The organism is Nonomuraea sp. NPDC049695, assembly GCF_040674955.1.
Classification (GTDB): Bacteria; Actinomycetota; Actinomycetes; order Streptosporangiales; family Streptosporangiaceae; genus Nonomuraea; species Nonomuraea helvata.
The window spans coordinates 67,640-84,966 of record NZ_JBFANV010000015.1; the positions used below are offsets into that span (position 1 = coordinate 67,640).

At 71.7% G+C, this 17,327-nt stretch carries 13 protein-coding genes; 12 read left to right on the top strand and 1 reads right to left on the bottom strand.

Annotated features, from left to right (window positions below):
* The first annotated feature begins 35 nt into the window (after positions 1-35).
* The 8 genes from aceB to AB0J64_RS16095 all read left to right on the top strand — a co-directional run bounded on the left by aceB (position 36) and on the right by AB0J64_RS16095 (position 9,212).
* The gene (gene aceB, locus AB0J64_RS16060) at positions 36-1,613 is read left to right on the top strand and encodes a malate synthase A (protein ID WP_364026831.1); all 1,578 of its coding nucleotides are present in this window, start codon (positions 36-38) and stop codon (positions 1,611-1,613) included.
* A gap of 24 nt (positions 1,614-1,637) precedes the next feature.
* Positions 1,638-3,074, top strand: a complete 1,437-nt coding sequence (locus tag AB0J64_RS16065; RefSeq protein ID WP_364027064.1) for an FAD-linked oxidase C-terminal domain-containing protein — start codon at positions 1,638-1,640, stop codon at positions 3,072-3,074.
* Positions 3,074-4,237 (top strand): FAD-binding oxidoreductase, encoded by a 1,164-nt coding sequence (locus AB0J64_RS16070; protein ID WP_364026834.1) that lies wholly within the window; start codon positions 3,074-3,076, stop codon positions 4,235-4,237. The genes AB0J64_RS16065 and AB0J64_RS16070 overlap by 1 nt, the downstream gene beginning before the upstream one ends.
* Positions 4,238-4,312: 75 nt before the next feature.
* A complete protein-coding gene (locus AB0J64_RS16075; RefSeq protein WP_364026837.1) occupies positions 4,313-5,521 on the top strand; it encodes a heterodisulfide reductase-related iron-sulfur binding cluster in 1,209 nt (402 codons plus the stop codon).
* A complete protein-coding gene (locus AB0J64_RS16080; RefSeq protein WP_364026840.1) occupies positions 5,518-6,270 on the top strand; it encodes an IclR family transcriptional regulator in 753 nt (250 codons plus the stop codon). Before AB0J64_RS16075 ends, AB0J64_RS16080 begins: the two co-directional genes overlap by 4 nt.
* Positions 6,271-6,285: 15 nt before the next feature.
* Positions 6,286-7,026 carry an IclR family transcriptional regulator gene (locus AB0J64_RS16085; protein WP_364026843.1) on the top strand — a complete coding sequence of 247 codons (741 nt, stop codon included), beginning with the start codon at positions 6,286-6,288 and terminating at the stop codon, positions 7,024-7,026.
* 3 nt (positions 7,027-7,029) lie between these two features.
* The gene (locus AB0J64_RS16090; protein ID WP_344986385.1) at positions 7,030-7,242 is read left to right on the top strand and encodes a DUF2277 domain-containing protein; all 213 of its coding nucleotides are present in this window, start codon (positions 7,030-7,032) and stop codon (positions 7,240-7,242) included.
* Positions 7,243-7,298: 56 nt separating this feature from the next.
* Positions 7,299-9,212: a hypothetical protein gene (locus AB0J64_RS16095; protein ID WP_364026847.1), complete on the top strand. Its 1,914-nt coding sequence runs from the start codon at positions 7,299-7,301 to the stop codon at positions 9,210-9,212.
* On the opposite strand, the gene AB0J64_RS16100 is transcribed toward AB0J64_RS16095, so the two are convergent.
* The gene (locus tag AB0J64_RS16100) at positions 9,213-10,217 is read right to left on the bottom strand and encodes a helix-turn-helix domain-containing protein (RefSeq protein WP_364026850.1); all 1,005 of its coding nucleotides are present in this window, start codon (positions 10,215-10,217) and stop codon (positions 9,213-9,215) included.
* A 108-nt stretch (positions 10,218-10,325) separates the two neighbouring features.
* On the opposite strand from AB0J64_RS16100, the gene AB0J64_RS16105 reads away from it, so the two are divergent.
* From AB0J64_RS16105 to AB0J64_RS16120, 4 genes are read left to right on the top strand one after another with little or no spacing between them, the layout of a single operon-like run.
* Positions 10,326-12,713 (top strand): FAD-dependent oxidoreductase, encoded by a 2,388-nt coding sequence (locus AB0J64_RS16105; protein ID WP_364026853.1) that lies wholly within the window; start codon positions 10,326-10,328, stop codon positions 12,711-12,713.
* Entirely contained in the window at positions 12,710-13,912 is a 1,203-nt protein-coding gene (locus AB0J64_RS16110) for a sarcosine oxidase subunit beta family protein (RefSeq protein ID WP_364026856.1), read from the top strand. Before AB0J64_RS16105 ends, AB0J64_RS16110 begins: the two co-directional genes overlap by 4 nt.
* Positions 13,912-14,154 carry a sarcosine oxidase subunit delta gene (locus AB0J64_RS16115; RefSeq protein ID WP_364026859.1) on the top strand — a complete coding sequence of 81 codons (243 nt, stop codon included), beginning with the start codon at positions 13,912-13,914 and terminating at the stop codon, positions 14,152-14,154. Before AB0J64_RS16110 ends, AB0J64_RS16115 begins: the two co-directional genes overlap by 1 nt.
* Entirely contained in the window at positions 14,151-17,282 is a 3,132-nt protein-coding gene (locus AB0J64_RS16120; RefSeq protein WP_364026862.1) for a 2Fe-2S iron-sulfur cluster-binding protein, read from the top strand. The genes AB0J64_RS16115 and AB0J64_RS16120 overlap by 4 nt, the downstream gene beginning before the upstream one ends.
* Positions 17,283-17,327 lie beyond the last annotated feature (45 nt).

Sequence of the window (17,327 nt, forward strand, 5' to 3'; positions counted from 1 at the left end):
AGAACTCATTTTCCATGATGCGGAAAGAGGTCCCCATGGAGATCACCGGCCCGATGCTCGACCGGTTCGACGAGATCCTCACGCCGGAGGCGCTCGATTTCGTGGCGGCTCTCCAGCGGGAGTTCGGAGCCAGACGGCTGGAGCTGCTCGAGGCCCGCCAGGCGCGCCAGGCGGAGCTGTCGGCGGGCGGCATGCTCGACTTCCTGCCGGAGACCAAGGAGATCAGGGAGGCCGACTGGCAGGTCGCGCCCCCGGCGCCCGGCCTGGAGGACCGCCGGGTCGAGATCACCGGCCCGGTCGACAAGAAGATGACCATCAACGCGCTCAACTCCGGCGCCAAGGTCTGGCTGGCCGACTTCGAGGACGCCAACTCACCGCTCTGGGAGAACTGCGTGGCCGGCCATCTCAACCTGCGCGACGCGCTCGACCGCACGATCGACTTCGAGACCGGCGGCAAGACGTACGCGCTCAGGCCCGACGCCGAGCTGGCCACGATCGTCGTGCGCCCGCGCGGCTGGCACCTGGACGAGAAGCACGCCCAGGTGGACGGGCAGCCGGTCTCGGGGTCGCTGTTCGACTTCGCCCTCTACTTCTTCCACTGCGCCAAGCGGCAGATCGACAAGGGCAAAGGCCCGTACTTCTACCTGCCCAAGATGGAGTCCCACCTGGAGGCGCGGCTCTGGAACGACGTGTTCACCAGGGCACAGGAGCTGCTCGGCATCCCCCAGGGGACGATCAGGGCGACCGTGCTCATCGAGACCTACCCGGCCGCGTTCGAGATGGAGGAGATCCTTTACGAGCTCCGCGACCACTCTGCGGGCCTCAACGCCGGCCGCTGGGACTACCTGTTCAGCGTGATCAAGAAGTTCCGCACCAGGGGCCGCGAGTTCCTGCTGCCCGAGCGGAACGCGGTCACGATGACCGCCCCGTTCATGCGCGCGTACACCGAGCTGCTGGTGCGCACGTGCCACAAGCGCGGCGCGCACGCCATCGGCGGCATGGCGGCGTTCATCCCCTCGCGGCGCGACCCCGAGGTGAACGCGGTGGCGCTGGAGAAGGTGCGGGCGGACAAGACGCGCGAGTCCGGCGACGGGTTCGACGGGTCGTGGGTGGCCCATCCCGACCTGGTGCCGGTGTGCCGTGAGGTGTTCGACGGCGTGCTGGGATCGCGCCCCAACCAGCTCGACCGGCTGCGCGAGGACGTCAACGTGACCGCCGCCGAGCTGCTGTCCGTCTCCGAGACACCGGGCGAGATCACCGAGACCGGCCTGCGCAACAACGTGGACGTGGCGCTGCGCTACCTGGCCGCGTGGATGGGCGGCCTGGGCGCGGTGGCGATCCACAACCTCATGGAGGACGCCGCCACGGCCGAGATCTCGCGCTCGCAGATCTGGCAGTGGATCCACAACGACATCACGCTCGCCGACACGGGCGCGCAGGTGACGAAGGAGCTGGTCGAGCAGATCATCTCGGAGGAGTTGGCCGGCATCGCCGCGGAGCCCGGCTACGACGAGAAGCTGTACGGCCAGGCGACGGCCCTGTTCAAGCAGGTGGCGCTGGACGACGACTTCGCCGAGTTCCTGACACTTCCGGCCTATGCTCAAATGCCGTAGAACAGAGGTAAGGGGGTTCCGGTGCTGGAAACGCTGACGGCCGCCCTGCGCTCGTTGCTGCCCCACGAATCGGTGATCACCGATCCGGTACGCCTGCGCACGTACGAGTGCGACGGCCTCACCTACCACCGGGCGACTCCCGGCGTGGTCGTGCTTCCCGACACGGCCGAGCAGGTCGCCCGCGTGGTACGCGTGTGCAACGACTTCGGCGTGCCGTTCGTCGCCAGGGGCTCGGGCACCGGCCTGTCGGGAGGCGCGCTCCCCCGCGAGGACGGCGTGCTCATCGTCACCTCCAAGATGCGCCGGATCCTGGAGATCGACCTGGACAACCGCAGGGCGGTGGTCGAGCCCGGCGTCACGAACCTGGCCATCACCGAGGCCGTACGCGACCGGGGCTACTACTACGCGCCCGACCCCTCCAGCCAGCAGGTCTGCTCCATCGGCGGCAACGTCGCCGAGAACTCCGGCGGCGCCCACTGTCTCAAGTACGGCTTCACGGTCAACCACGTCGAGGCCTGCGAGATCGTCACGCCTGACGGCGACCTCGTCACACTCGACCGCATGGACCCCGGCTACGACCTGCTGGGCGCGTTCATCGGCTCGGAGGGCACGCTGGGCATCGCCACCAAGATCACGGTACGCCTGAGCCGCGCGCCCGAGACCGTCACCACGGTGCTGGCGGCGTTCGAGAGCATCGAGCAGGGCGGCCAGGCGGTCTCGGCGATCATCGGGGCGGGCATCGTGCCCGCCGCCATCGAGATGATGGACGCGCTCGCCATCGAGGCGGCCGAGGCGGCGGTGGCCTGCCGCTACCCCGAGGGCGCGGGCGCCGTGCTGATCGTGGAGCTGGACGGGCCGCAGGCCGAGGTGGAGCGGCAGTTCACGGAGCTCACGGAGATCTGCTCGGGCGCGTTCGAGCTGCGGGTGGCGGCCGACGCGGCCGAGCGGGCGGCGATCTGGAAGGGCCGCAAGTCCGCGTTCGCCGCCGTCGGGCGCATCAGCCCGGCCTACATCGTGCAGGACGGGGTCGTCCCTCGCACGTCCCTGCCCAGCGTGCTCGCCGCCATCGACCGGCTCTCCCAGGAGCACGGCATCAGGGTGGCGAACGTCTTCCACGCCGGAGACGGCAACCTGCACCCGCTCGTGCTGTTCGACGACGCGGAGCCGGGGGCCGGCGAACGGGCCGAGGCGGTCTCCGGAGCGATCCTCGACCTGTGCGTCGAGCACGGCGGCTCGATCACGGGCGAGCACGGGGTCGGAGTGGACAAGGCGCGTTACATGCCGAAGATGTTCAGCGCGGACGACCTGGACACCATGCAACTGGTCCGATGCGCGTTCGACCCCCGTGGCCTGTCGAACCCGGGCAAGGTGTTCCCCACACCCCGCCTGTGCGGCGAGGTCCCGGGCGTGCGCAAGGGCGTGCACCCGCTGGTGGAGTCGGGGAAGGCGGAGCAATTTTGATGGGGGTGACCGTCAGGCAGGCGGACGCGGACGACGCCGTCAACGGCGTGCCGCCCCGCTGGGTCGCGCTGCCCGAGACCGTCGAGGAGGTCTCGGCCGTGCTGCGGGCCTGCGCCGAGCGGGACCTCGCGGTGGTGCCCGCGGGCGGCGGCACGAAGCTGCACTGGGGGCCGCCCCCCGAGCGGTGCGACGTCCTGCTCGACATGTGCTGCATGAACGCCGTGCTCGAGCACGCCGCGGGCGACCTCGTGGTGCGCGCGCAGGCCGGGGTGACCATGGACGCCCTGGCCGCCACCCTCGCGAGCAAGGGCCAGGAGCTGGCGCTCGACCCGCCGTTCACGGAGTACACGACGGTCGGCGGCACGCTCGCCACTGCGACGGCGGGCCCGCGCGCCTTCCGCTACGGCACCGCCCGCGACCTGCTCATCGGCATCACGGTCGTGCTGCCCGACGGGACGATCGCGAAGTCGGGCGGCAAAGTGGTCAAGAACGTCGCGGGCTACGACCTCGGCAAGCTCTTCACCGGCTCGCAGGGCACGCTCGGCGTGATCGCGGAGGCCACGTTCCGGCTGCACCCGCTGGCCGCCGACCGCCGCTGGCTGGTCGCGGAGACCGAAGTCTCCGACGACGTGCTGCTGCGCCTGGCCGCCTCCCAGACCGAACCGTCCGCCGTCGAGATCGACTGCCCCGACGGCAAGAACGCGACGGTCGCGGTGCTGGTGGAGGGCTCGGCGGCCGAGGCACGGGCGATGGCGCTGCGCGAGGTGCTCGGGGACGGCACGGTCACGGCCGAGGCGCCGGAGTGGTGGGGGCTGATCCTCAGGGACGACGTGCTGCTGGAGGCGCGCTTCCCGCCCGCCCGCACGCTGGAGGCGCTGGCCGCGGCCGGCGAAGCCGGGTTCTCGTTCCGCGGCTCGGCCGCGGCGGGGCGGGCGTACCTGGAGGGCCGGGACGACGTGCCGGAGGACGAGCTGGCGGCGACGGTCGCCCGGCTGCGCGCGCGGCTCGAGGCGCTGGGCGGGCGCGCGAACGTGCTGGCCACACCGTACGAGGGCGTCGACAGGTGGGGGCAGGTGAGCGCGCTGCCGTTGATGCGGCGGATCAAGGAACGGTTCGATCCCGGGCGCAGGATGTCTCCCGGCCGGTTCGTGGGAGGCATCTAGATGGAGCGGCGAGCCGGGCCGGAGAGAGCGAGGGCGTCCAGCCCGATGCCAACGGAGGACCGAGGGAGCGCGACCATGGGCGCAGACCCCGAGCTGATCAACGACTGCGTGCACTGCGGGTTCTGCCTGCCGACGTGCCCCACGTACGTGCTGTGGGGCGAGGAGATGGACTCGCCGCGGGGGCGGATCCACCTGATGAAGCAGCACGTCGAGGGCACGCCGATCACCCCGGAGATGGCCGGGCACTTCGACGCCTGCCTGGGGTGCATGGCGTGCGTCACGGCCTGCCCGTCCGGCGTCCAGTACGACCGCCTGATCGAGCAGACCAGAGCGGAGGTGGAGCGGCGGCACGTGCGCGATCCGCGGGAGCGGGCCGTGCGCGGGATCGTGTTCAGCCTGTTCCCCTACCCGCGCAGGCTGCGGCTGCTGCGCCCCACGATGTGGCTGGCGGAGCGCATGGCGCCGCTCCTCACCAGGGCCGACCCCGGCCTCGGCGCCATGGCCGCGCTCGCGCCGCGCGTGGAGCACCGGCAGCGGCTGCCGCGCCTGGTCAGGGCCAGGGGCGAGCGCAGGGCCGTGGTGGGCATGCTCACCGGCTGCGTGCAGGGAGAGTTCTTCCCCCAGGTGAACGCCGCCACCGCGCGGGTCCTGTCGCTGGAGGGCTGCGACGTGGTCATCCCCCGCGGCCAGGGCTGCTGCGGGGCGCTCAGCGTGCACTCGGGCCGCGACGACCAGGCCAGACGGCTGGCACGGAGAACGGTCAGGACGTTCGAGAAGGCCGGCGTGGACACCGTCGTGGTGAACGCGGCCGGCTGCGGCTCGTCGATGAAGGAGTACGGCGAGCTGCTCGGGCGCGAGCCCGGGTTCAGGGTGGTCGATCTGTCGGAGTACCTCGCCGAGCTGGGGCCCGTGGCCAAGCGGCACCCGCTGCCGCTCACCGTCGCCTACCACGACGCCTGCCACCTGGCCCACGCCCAGGGTGTCCGCGCCCAGCCGCGCGAGCTGCTGAGCGGCATCCCTGAGCTGGAGATCCGCGAAATTCCCGAGTCGGCCATCTGCTGCGGCTCGGCGGGCACGTACAACATCTTCCAGCCGGAGGCCGCCCGCGACCTCGGCGACAGGAAGGCCGCCGCGGTGGCCACGACCGGCGCCGAGCTGCTGGTCTCGGCCAACCCGGGCTGCACCATGCAGATCGCCTCGGCCATGCGGCGCGCGGGCGCGCGGATCAGGGTCGCCCACACGGCCGAGGTGCTGGACGCCTCTCTCCGCGGAGTGACCCTATGAGTGTGCAGTCGGTGGAGCGGGCGCTGGACGTGCTGGAGGCGCTGGCCGAGCACGGGGGCGAGGCGGGGCTGTCGGAGATCGCCGCCAGGACCGGGCTGCCGTACGGAACCATCCACCGGCTGCTGCGCACCCTGCTCACCCGCGGCTACGTACGCCAGGAATCCGACAAGAGGTACGCCCTGGGCGGCGGCCTCGTGCGCCTGGGCGGCATCGCCGAGAGCATGGTCGGCGTGTGGGCGCAGCCGTACCTGACGAAGATGGTCGAGCTGTCGGGCGAGACCGCGAACCTGGCCGAGCTCGAAGGCGACTTCGTCGTCTACGTCGCGCAGGTGCCCTCGCCGCGCAGGCTGCGCATGTTCGCCGAGGTAGGCAGGCGGGTGCTGCCGCACAGCACGGCCGTGGGCAAGGTGCTGCTGGCCGGGCGGCCCCCCGCCGAGGCGATCGCCGTCTTCGAGCGCACCGGCATGCCGCGCCGCACCCCGAACACGATCACCGACATGACCGCCATGCTGGCCGAGCTCGATCTCGTGAGAGCCCGCGGCCACGCCATGGACCTGGGCGAGGAGGAGCTGGGCGTGCACTGCCTGGCGGTGCCCGTGTGGGACGGTGACCGGGTGGTGGCGGCGATGTCGGTCTCCGGGCCCGCCGAGCGCATCGACGCCCTCGACCGCGACGACCTGGCCGAGGGCATGCGGAAGATCGCCCTCGACTTCGGCACTCAGCTCAGCCCGGTGGCCGGCGCAGGCTGAGTATTCTGTTGCGCTATGAGCAACAGCACGTCGGTTCAGTCGGTCGATCGTGCCATCGCGATCCTGGAGATCCTCGCCCGTGACGGCGCCACCAGGGTCACGGATCTCGCGGCGGAGCTCGACGTGCACAAGTCCACGGCGTTCCGGCTGCTGGCGGCGCTCGAGCACGGCGGGCTGGTCGAGCAGAGCGGCGACCGGGGGCGCTACCGGCTGGGGTTCGGCGTCGTACGGCTGGCCGGCGCGGCCACGGCCCAGCTCGACCTGTCGCGCGAGAGCAGGCCCGTCTGCCTGCGCCTGGCCGAGGAGGTCGGCGAGACCGTCAACATCGCCGTGCCGCAGGACGGCGACGCCGTCAACATCAGCCAGGTGCGCGGCCCCGCGGCGATCAGCGGCCACAACTGGGTCGGCCAGCGCACCCCCTCCCACGCCACCTCCAGCGGGAAGGTGCTGCTGGCCTTCGGCGCCCTGCGGCTCCCCGCCGAACTGGCGCGCTACACCCCCCGGACGATCACCTCGCCGGACGGGCTGGGCCTCGAGGAGATCAGGGAGCGCGGCTGGGCCGCCACCGTGGAGGAGCTCGAGGTCGGCCTGAACGCGGTCGCCGCGCCGATCAGAGGCAGCGACGGCTCGGTCGTGGCGGCGGTCAGCGCCTCGGGTCCGTCCTACCGGCTGACACCGGACCGGCTGCCGGAGGTGGGCGGGCTGCTGGCCGAGGCGGCGCGGGAGATAAGCCAGCGGATCGGCTATTACCGTTGAGGCATGTGTAGAAGCATCAAGACCCTCCGCCCCCCGTACACCGAGAGTGTGACCGAGGAGGACGTGCGGGCAGCGGCCCTGCAGTACGTCAGGAAGATCTCCGGCTTCCGCGCGCCCGCCGCGCACAACGCCGAGGCGTTCGACCGGGCCGTCGAGGCGATCACGAAGGCATCTGAGGAGCTGCTCGGGGCGCTCGAGGTTCGCGGATCGCGTTGACAGGCACCCGCTGCGGGAGAAGTGTCCCTCGTGTAGGCCCAAGCGAGGGAGCTCCCATGATCAGCGGGCTTTACCAGGGACAGGACGGCGACTCGCAGCTGGCGCTCCGCGTCGATGTCGACGGGATCAGGCCCACCGGGCGGGTCAGCGGTGACCTCTTCACCGTGGCGGGCTCGACGATCTCCTACGTCGGCTCTTTCGCGGTCAACGCCCCCACCGTGCACGCCGCCGGGGACGAGGCGCGGGTCCAGGGCCGCGGGGTCTTCACGTTCGAGACCCCGGTGAAGGACGTGAGCGTCACGATCGCCGACGGGGCGGGGACGGCCGAGGTCGCGGGGCGCACGTACCAGGTGGGGTTCGCCTCGCCGTTCTTCCGCAGCGTGCTGCTCGAGCAGGATTCCGTGATCGGGACCGTGCCGTTCGTGTCGTACCGCACCGGAGCGCTGCCCGGGCCGATCGGCTCGCCGGCGAGGGAGCTGAGCGTCAGCGCCGCGTACGCGGAGGCGGGCATCGAGCTCACCCTCGCGCAGCCGGGCGTCATCCCGGTGGACGGGTCCGGCGCGGACCTCGCGTGGGACGACGCCGAGCTGCACCACGCGATGACGCAGCAGTTCAGCGGGTTCGGGGACGCGCCGGCCTGGCGGGTGTGGCTGCTGGTGGCGAGCAAGCACGTGGGCGGCTTCCGGGGGATCATGTTCGACTACAACGACGCGCACCAGCGGCAGGGGTCCGCGGTGTTCTACGACGCGATCAAGGGGACGGAGCCGCAGGCGCAGCGGGCGCAGTTACGTACGTACGTGCACGAGCTCGGGCACGCGTTCAACCTGCTGCACTCCTGGCAGAAGAACCTCGGCACCCCGCCCCAGCCTCTTGGCCCGCAGGGCGGCTTCGGCGATCTGTCGTGGATGAATTACGTACAGAACTACCTCCCCGGCGGGGAGCAAGGTTACTGGGCGAGCTTCCCCTTCCAGTTCACGGACGCGGAGCTGATCCACCTCCGCCACGGCTTCTACCGTGACGTCGCCATGGGCGCGAACGCGTTCGGCACCGGGGCCGCCGAGATCGCGCCGTTCGAGCAGCCCGTCGAGGACCGCTCCGGGCTGCGGCTGGAGCTGCGTGCCAAGGAGTCGTTCGAGCTGGGCGAGCCCGTCGTGGTCGAGCTGAAGCTCTCCTACGCGGGCGAGCCGCGCACCACGCACGGCCACCTGCACCCCGACACGGAGTTCACCCAGGTGTCGATCACGCAGCCGGGCGGCAGGACCGTGCTGTACCGGCCGATGATGCGGCACTGCGTGGACTCCTCGCCGGAGATCCGGCTGGACGAGGGCAACCCCGCCATGTACCGCAGCGCGTACATCGGCCACGGCCGCGACGGCCACTACTTCCAGCAGCCCGGCGACTACCGCGTCCGCGCCCAGTACATCGCCGCCGACGGCTCGCGCATCGTCTCCCCCGCGTGCCTGGTCAGGGTACGCTTCCCGGTCAGCCGCGACGACCACCAGGTGGCCGAGCTGATGCTGGGCGAGGAGCAGGGACAGCTGTTCTCGCTGCTCGGCTCCGACTCCCCCACGCTGCGCTCGGGCAACCTGGCGCTGGACGAGGTCATCGACCGGTACGGCACCCACCCGCTGGCCGTCTACGCCCGCATGGTCAAAGGGCTGAACGCGGAGCGCGAGTTCAAGGCGCTGACGGCGGGCAAGCGGCTGCGTGTCCGGCCGCCAAACCTCAAGGAGGGCATCGAGCATCTCACCCAGGTCGCCAGGGACGCGAGCATCGACAACATCACCCTGAACATGGTGATGCGCCGCCTGGCCAGGGCCGAGGCGCGGCAGGGCGACCTGGACCGGGCGAACGCCGTGATGGACCAGATGGTCGCCACGTTCCAGGCCAAGGGCGTGAACCCCATCGTCATGGGGCAGATCCGGCGCCAGGCCGAGCTGACGAAGGCGGCACTCGCCGCCGAAGCGTGATCACTCCAGCAGGTGCTGCTGAGCGGCGAGGAAGCCGGCGTGGAAGCGGGTCCTGGCGCCCAGGCGTTCGGACAGCACCTGCACGCGCCGCTGCACCGTGCGCGGCGAAAGCCCCAGCTGCCTGGCGATGGCGTCGTCCTTCATGCCGGCTGCCAGCAGCGCCAGCACCTCGGCGTCCGGGGTCTGCGGCCACGTCTCCGGCTCCAGCGTGTCCTCGCCGGTCAGGCGGAGCGGCACGGCGGCCCGCCACAGCGTCTCGAACAGCCCGACCAGGGCGTCCAGCAGCGCGGACGGGTGCACCACCAGCGCGCTCTCCACGGCCTGGTCCTCGTCGGAGACCAGGGGCAGGATGGCGGTGCGGGCGTCGGCGATGGCCAGCTTGACCGGCACCTGCCCGAGCCTGGCCTGCTCGCCGTCGGCGATGGCACGGCGCGTGTGGGCCAGCATGCCGGGGTGCTCGAACGCCTGCGGGCCGTAGATCCCGCGCGTGGGCGCCCCCTTGCGGGCGGCGCGCTGCCGGTTCTCCCGGTCGTCGCTGATGTCCACGGCGTACGGGGGGTGCACCAGGACGAGCATCTCCCGCGTGGCGTTCCGTTCCAGCTGGAGATAGCGGCGGGCCACCGCGTCGCGCCCGCTCACCACCTCGAGCACCTCCTCCGGGTGCGGCCCGTTGCGCTCGGCGACCTCGGTGGCCAGCAGCGCGGCGGCGGCCCGGCTGTGGGTGATCTCCTCCTGGCGGCGGGCGACGAGGATGTCGATGGCGATGTTCGGGGGCGTGGCGATCAGGCGCAGTGGGCGGCCCGCCACGCGGGAGATCAGGCCGAGGTCCTCCAGCCTGGGCAGCATGCGCCGGATGGCGGCGGCCGACGAGCCGGTCTCGGCGGCGAGCTCGCTCAGCGTGGCCGGGCCGTGCCGGAGCAGCGCGCGATAGGCGCTCTCCTCCGTCACGGAGACGCCGAGCCCCTCCAGTAAGCGCCGCTGCGCCATGTCGCCTCTCTCTGACATGCCATGATCCGCGTTCAGATTACTCATGCTTGTTCGGGGATGCGTGGGGCTTTATGGTCGTTGCGTAGTCCGGTGCTTGTTGCGCATTATGGAACAACCGGAGGCGTCATGAGTCGGCCCCGTCTGGTGATCGTGGGAGCGGGGATCGTGGGCTGCGCCCTCGCCGACGAGCTCACCGAACGGGGGTGGACCGACGTCACGGTGGTCGACCAGGGTCCGCTCTTCGCCGCCGGCGGGTCCAGCTCGCACGCTCCCGGCCTGGTCTTCCAGACGAACCCGTCGAAGACGATGACCGAGTTCGCCGCCTACACCGTGCGGAAGTACCGCGCGCTCGGGGAGTCGTGCTTCCGGCAGGTCGGCGGGCTGGAGGTGGCCACCACCCCCGAACGCTGGACCGACCTGCACCGCAAGCTCTGCTGGGCCGAGTCGTGGGGCGTCGAGGGCCGCCTGCTCGACCCCGGGCAGTGCGCCGAGCTCTGGCCGCTGCTGGACAAGGAGAAGATCCTCGGCGGGTACCACGTGCCCGGCGACGGGCTGGCCGCGGCGGTCGCGTGCGGCGAGGCGCAGGCGGCGCGGGCCACGGAGCGCGGGGCCAGGTTCCTGGCGCGGCACACGGTGATGGGCATCGAGCAGAAGGGCGGACGGGTCACCGGCGTCACGGTCGCGGTCGCTGCCTCGGGCGAACACCGGACGATCCCTGCCGACGTGGTCGTGTGCGCCGCGGGCTTCTGGGGGCCGTCGATCGGGAAGATGGCCGGGCTGACCGTGCCGCTGCTGCCGCTGGCCCACCAGTACGCCACGTCAGGGCCCCTCGCCCTGGGCAGACCCGGTCCCATCCTCCGCCATCAGGACCGTGACCTCTACTTCCGCCAGTACGACGACCGCATCGGCATCGGCTCGTACGCCCACCGCCCCATGCCGGTGGCCCAGGACGAGATCGGGCCCAGGTCCACCACCATGCCGTCGGTGCAGACGTTCACCGAGGAGGACTTCGACCCCGCCTGGCGGGACGCGGTCGAGCTGCTGCCCGCGCTCGCCGGGTCCAAGTACGAGGACGGCATCAACGGGATCTTCTCCTTCACGCCCGACGGGTTCCCGCTGATCGGCGAGTCACCGGACCTCGACGGGTTCTGGCTGGCGGAGGCCGTCTGGGTGACGCACTCGGCCGGGGTCGCAAGGGCGCTGGCCGAGGTGCTGGTGGACGGGCGGTCGGCGGTCGATCTGCATGAGTGCGAGCTCGGCCGGTTCGAGCCGGCGCAGCTCTCGCCCGCCTTCGTCGAGGAGCGCGGCAGGCAGAACTTCATCGAGGTCTACGACGTCATCCACCCGCTTCAGCCGATGGAGTCGCCGCGGCCCCTGCGTACCAGCCCGTTCTACCCGAGGCAGCGGGAGCTGGGCGCCTTCTTCCTGGAGGCGGCGGGGTGGGAGCGGCCCCACTGGTTCGAGTCGAACGCGCCGCTGCTGGCAGAGGCCGCCGAGCCGGGCCCGCGCGACGAATGGGCCTCCCGTTACTGGTCGCCGATCGCCGCCGCCGAGTCGTACGCGACCAGGGAGCGGGTGGCCCTCTACGACATGACCCCGCTCAAGCGGATCGAGGTGCGCGGCCCGGGGGCGGCGGCGTTCCTGCAGCGCATGACCACGAACAACGTGGACAGGAAGCCGGGCTCGGTCACGTACACGCTGCTGCTCGACGCCAAGGGCGGCATCCGCTCCGACCTCACGGTGGCGCGGCTGGAGGAGGACCTGTTCCAGGTCGGCGCGAACGGCAACCTCGACCTCGACTGGCTGACCAGGCACGCGCCCGGCGGGGTGCGGGTGCGCGACCTGACACCGGGCACCTGCTGCATCGGTGTGTGGGGCCCGTGGGCCAGGGGGTTGGTGGAGGACCTCACCGACATGGACCTGTCCCACGAGAACTTCCGCTACTTCAGCTGCAAAACCGGATACATCGGGCATGTGCCGGTGCTGGCGATGCGGGTCTCGTACGTCGGTGAGCTGGGATGGGAGCTCTACACCACCGCCGACATGGGGCTCAAGCTGTGGGACACGCTCTGGTCCCCGGGACTGACGACGGCCGGGGGCCGGGCCGCGTTCAACAGCCTGCGGCTGGAGAAGGGGTACCGGCTCTGGGGTGTGGACATGACGACCGAGCACAACCCGTACGAGGCCGGACTGGGCTTCGCGGTCAAGGCGGACAAGGACTTCATCGGCCGCGACGCCCTGTCCGGCGAGGTGACGCGCAGGCTGGTGCCGCTGCTCAGCGCCGAGGTGGTCATGGGCAAGGAGCCGGTACGGCACGCGGGGCGCACGGTCGGGTACGTCACGAGCGCCGCGTACGGGCACACGATCGAGCGGCCCATCGCGTACGCGTGGCTCCCGAGCGAGCTTGCCGAACCCGGAACACATGTGGAAATTTCCTACTTCGGCCGCCGCGTCCCCGCGGAAGTCGCCGCAGAGCCGCTGTTCGACCCCGGGATGGAGAAGATCAGACGTTGACCCACCCCGACTTCCTCTGGCGCAACCCCGATCCCAGGCCGTCCTACGACGTGGTCATCGTGGGCGGCGGCGGGCACGGGCTGGCCACCGCCTACTACCTGGCCAGGAACCACGGCCTGACGAACGTCGCCGTCCTGGAGCGGGGCTGGCTCGCGGGCGGCAACATGGCCCGCAACACCACGATCATCCGCTCCAACTACCTGTGGGACGAGAGCGCCGCGATCTACGAGCACTCGCTGAAGCTGTGGGAGGGGCTGAGCGCGGAGCTGGACTACGACCTGCAGTTCAGCCAGCGCGGCGTGCTCAACCTGGCGCACAACCTGGGCGACGTGCGCGAGGGAAAGCGCCGGGTGAACGCGAACCGGCTCAACGGCGTGGACGCCGAATGGCTCGACCCCGACGAGGTCAGGAAGTTCTGCCCGATCATCAACGTCTCCGACCGGGCCCGCTACCCGGTCATGGGGGCCACTCTTCAGCGGCGCGGCGGCATCGCCAAGCACGACCACGTGGCGTGGGCGCTGGCCCGCAGGGCGGACGCGTACGGGATCGACCTGATCCAGGGGTGCGAGGTCACCGGCTTCGAGATCACGGGCAACCGGGTGACGGCCGTCGAGACCTCGCGCGGGCGCATCGCGGCCGGGAAGGTCGCACTCGCGGCGGCCGGTCACACGTCGGTCCTCGCCGAGCAGGCCGGGATCCGGCTGCCGCTGCAGTCGCACCCGCTCCAGGCGCTGGTGTCGGAGCTGCTGGAGCCGGTGCTCGACTGCGTGGTCATGTCGAACGCCGTCCACGTGTACGTCAGCCAGGCCCACAAGGGCGAGCTGGTCATGGGGGCGGGCATCGACGCGTACAACTCGTACGGGCAGCGCGGCGGCGTGCACGTCATCGAGGCGCAGATGGCGGCGGCGCTGGAGCTGTTCCCGATCTTCAGCCGCGTGCGCGTGCTGCGCACCTGGGCCGGGATCGTGGACGTCTCCCCCGACGCGTCGCCCGTCATCGGGCCGACGCCTGTCGACGGCCTCTACATCAACGCGGGCTGGGGCACGGGCGGCTTCAAGGCGACCCCGGGCTCCGGCTGGGTGTACGCCCACACGATCGCCGAGGGCCGCCCGCACCCGCTGGCGGAGCCGTTCGGGCTGGACAGGTTCACCACGGGAGCGCTCATCGACGAGCACGGCGCGGCGGCGGTGGCGCACTGATGCTCCTGATCGACTGCCCTCACTGCGGGCCCCGTGACGAGACCGAGTTCCACTACGGCGGCCAGGCCGGGATCGCCTACCCCACCCGGGATGTTTCTGACGAGGAGTGGGCCGAGTACGTGTTCATGCGCGACAACCCCAAGGGCTGGTTCCGCGAGCGCTGGTGCCACGTGCACGGGTGCCGGACCTGGTTCGACGTCGAGCGGCACACGGTCACCCACGAGATCAGGAAGACCAAATGAGGTTCTCCTTCGACGGCAGCCCGCTGCGGGGCGAGCCGGGTGACACGCTGGCCGCCGCGCTGCTGCGCAACGGGGTGCGGGTGGTCGGCCGCAGCGTGGAGCTGGGACGGCCGCGCGGGATCTTCACCGCCGGTCCCGAGGAGCCGAACGCGCTGGTCCGCGTGGGCGCCGACCCCATGCTCGCGGCCACCACCGTGGAGCTGTACGACGGGCTGGAGGCCTGGAGCCTGCGCGGCAAGGGACGGGTGGACCTGGACGCCGTGGACGACCGGCGCTGCGACAAGGGGTACCTGCACTGCGACGTCCTGGTGGTCGGCGGCGGCCCCGCCGGTCTGGCCGCCACGGTCGCGGCGGGGCACGCGGGGGCACGCGTGATCCTCGTGGACGACCAGCCGGCCCTGGGCGGCGACCTGCTGAACAGCCGCCTCCTGCTCGACGGCGCTCCCGCCCTGGAGTGGGTGGCCGGGCTGCCGCTGCCCGCCAGAGTGCTCACCAGGACGACCGCCGTCGGCTACTACGACCACAACTACGTGGTGGCGGTGGAGCGGCGGGCGCGCGGCGAGCGGCTGTGGCACATCAGGGCACGCAGGGTGGTCCTGGCCACGGGGGCGCATGAGCGCTCGCTCGCCTTCCCCGGCAACGACCGGCCCGGCGTGATGCTGGCCTCGGCGGCCCGCGCCTACGCGAACCGGTACGGGGTGGCGGCCGGGCGGCGGGCGGTGGTGTTCGCCTGCGCGGACTCCGGCTACGAGGCGGCGCGGGATCTGGCGGCGGCCGGGGTGGAGGTCGTCGCGGTCGTCGATCCCCGTCCTCGGGCTCTTGCGTCCGGCGCGCTCGCCGGCCAGGTGGTGACCGGCACGACCGGCGACGCGGACGGCGTGCTGAACGGCGTGTGGGTGGGCGAACGGCACGTCCCGGCCGACCTGCTGGCCGTGGCGGGCGGCTGGAACCCGGCCGTGCACCTGTTCAGCCAGTCGCAGGGGCGGGTGCGGTTCGACGAGGACCTGCAGGCGTTCGTGCCGGGCGCGTCCGCGCAGGCGGAGCGCTCGGCCGGGGCGTGCAGGGGCGTCTACGGCACCCGGGAGGCCGTCGCCGACGGCTACGCGGCCGGTGCGGAGGCCGCCTGGGCGGCGGCTGCCGATGCGTCACCGGCCGGTGCGGAGGCCGCTCGGCTCACTGTGGCGGGGTTGCGGGTGCCCGAGTGCGACGAGGCGCCCTCGCGGCCGCCAGCGGCCCTGTGGTGGGTCGAGGGGACCTCGCCGGAGGAGTCCTTCGTGGACCTGCAGCGGGACGTGACCGTGGCCGACCTCGCCAGGGCGACCGGGACCGGGATGCGCTCGGTGGAGCACGTCAAGCGCTACACCACCGCGGGCACCGGCGCCGACCAGGGCAAGACCTCGGGCGCCGTCGTCGTGGGGGTCATGTCCGCCCTCCTCGGCGCGGGGCCTGGCCAGGTGGGCACCACCACGTTCCGTCCCCCGTACACGCCGGTGTCCTTCGCCACTCTGGCGGGACGTGACCGCGGCGCGCTGTCCGACCCCGTCAGGACCACCGCCATGCACGACGCGCACGTCGCACGGGGAGCGGTGTTCGAGGACGTCGGGCAGTGGAAGCGCCCCCGGTACTTCCCCCAGGACGGGGAGTCCATGGAGGCCGCCGTGCTGCGCGAGTGCCGCGCGGCCCGCACCGCCGTGGCCGCCATGGACGCCTCCACCCTCGGCAAGATCGACGTACGGGGCGCGGACGCGGGCGCGTTCCTCGACCGGATCTACACGAACATGTACTCCACGCTCGCCGTCGGCGCCTGCCGGTACGGGCTGATGTGCACGGCGGACGGGATGGTGCTCGACGACGGCACCACGACCCGGCTGGGCGAGGAGCACTTCCTGACGACCACGACCACGGGCAACGCCGCCGCGGTGCTCGACTGGCTGGAGGAGTGGCGGCAGACGGAGTGGCCGGAGCTGGACGTGTCGTTCACGTCGGTCACCGACCACTGGGCGACGGTCGCGGTCGTGGGGCCGCGCGCCCGGGAGATCATCGCCGTCGTCGCGCCGGGGGCGCTGGACCTGGCGTTCATGCGGTACGCCAGCACCCCCGTGCTGGGCGTCGAGGGGCGGGTGTTCAGGATCAGCTTCTCCGGCGAGCTGGCGTACGAGGTCAATGTGCCCTGGCGGTACGGCAGGGCGCTGTGGGAGGCGGTGCTGGAGCTGGGGGCGGTGCCGTACGGAACGGAGACCATGCACGTGCTGCGGGCCGAGAAGGGGTTCGCGATCGTCGGCCAGGAGACCGACGGGACCGTCACCCCTCAGGACCTGGGCATGTCGTGGATCGTCTCCACCCGCAAGCCGGACTTCGTGGGCAGACGCTCCCACTCCCGCCCGGACACCGCCAGGCAGGGCCGCAAACGCCTGATCGGCCTGCTTCCTGACGACCCGGAGGCCGTCGTGGAGGAGGGCGCCCAGCTGATCACGGGACCCGGCTCCGGCATGGTCGGCCATGTCACGTCGAGTTACGCCGGCACCGGCCGTGCGTTCGGCCTGGCCATGGCGAGGAACGTCCAGGTCGGCGACCGGCTCACGGCGGTGTCCGGGGAGGTCTCGCACGGCGTGACCGTCGTCGAGCCCGTCTTCTACGACCCCGGCAACGCCCGCCGCGACGGCGACCCGCTGACCGGCCGGCCGGACCCGTACCAGGGTGGGTGCCGCTCGGAGAGTCCCGCCGCCGCCTTCGCCGGCCGCTTCGAGGCGGCGGGCACACCGTCCGTACGGCTGCGTGAGATCCCGTTCGAGCCCATGTGGGAGGTGCGGGGCACGGACCCGGGCACGGGCCTGCGCCTCGGCCCGTCCTGGTGGCTCGTGTCCGGAGATGTCGCGCCACAGCCCGGCTGGGTGGACGTGTCGGGCCAGCGCACGATCCTCGAGCTGTCGGGCCCGGACGCGACCGAGGTCCTGATCACCGGCTGCCCCATGGACCTCGATGCCCTTCCCGGTCACGCCCAGACCCTCCTGGGCAGGACCTCGGTGATCCTCGAGCGGCGGGAGCCCGACGTCTACCGCGTCTACGTCAGATCATCGTTCACCAGATACCTGGCAGAGTGGCTGGTAGACGCCCTGGATGCGTTGTAGGCCCGTTTATGGGCACTTGACCTAGACTTTACGAAACTTCGATAC

Excerpts from the sequence above, each read along its gene's own strand:
- aceB (WP_364026831.1), top strand. The coding sequence starts at position 36 with ATGGAGATCACCGGCCCGATGCTCGACCGGTTCGACGAGATCCTCACG.
- AB0J64_RS16070 (WP_364026834.1), top strand. The coding sequence starts at position 3,074 with ATGGGGGTGACCGTCAGGCAGGCGGACGCGGACGACGCCGTCAACGGC.
- AB0J64_RS16075 (WP_364026837.1), top strand. The coding sequence starts at position 4,313 with ATGGGCGCAGACCCCGAGCTGATCAACGACTGCGTGCACTGCGGGTTC.
- AB0J64_RS16080 (WP_364026840.1), top strand. The coding sequence starts at position 5,518 with ATGAGTGTGCAGTCGGTGGAGCGGGCGCTGGACGTGCTGGAGGCGCTG.
- AB0J64_RS16085 (WP_364026843.1), top strand. The coding sequence starts at position 6,286 with ATGAGCAACAGCACGTCGGTTCAGTCGGTCGATCGTGCCATCGCGATC.
- AB0J64_RS16090 (WP_344986385.1), top strand. The coding sequence starts at position 7,030 with ATGTGTAGAAGCATCAAGACCCTCCGCCCCCCGTACACCGAGAGTGTG.
- AB0J64_RS16095 (WP_364026847.1), top strand. The coding sequence starts at position 7,299 with ATGATCAGCGGGCTTTACCAGGGACAGGACGGCGACTCGCAGCTGGCG.
- AB0J64_RS16100 (WP_364026850.1), bottom strand. The coding sequence starts at position 10,217 with ATGTCAGAGAGAGGCGACATGGCGCAGCGGCGCTTACTGGAGGGGCTC.
- AB0J64_RS16105 (WP_364026853.1), top strand. The coding sequence starts at position 10,326 with ATGAGTCGGCCCCGTCTGGTGATCGTGGGAGCGGGGATCGTGGGCTGC.
- AB0J64_RS16115 (WP_364026859.1), top strand. The coding sequence starts at position 13,912 with ATGCTCCTGATCGACTGCCCTCACTGCGGGCCCCGTGACGAGACCGAG.
- AB0J64_RS16120 (WP_364026862.1), top strand. The coding sequence starts at position 14,151 with ATGAGGTTCTCCTTCGACGGCAGCCCGCTGCGGGGCGAGCCGGGTGAC.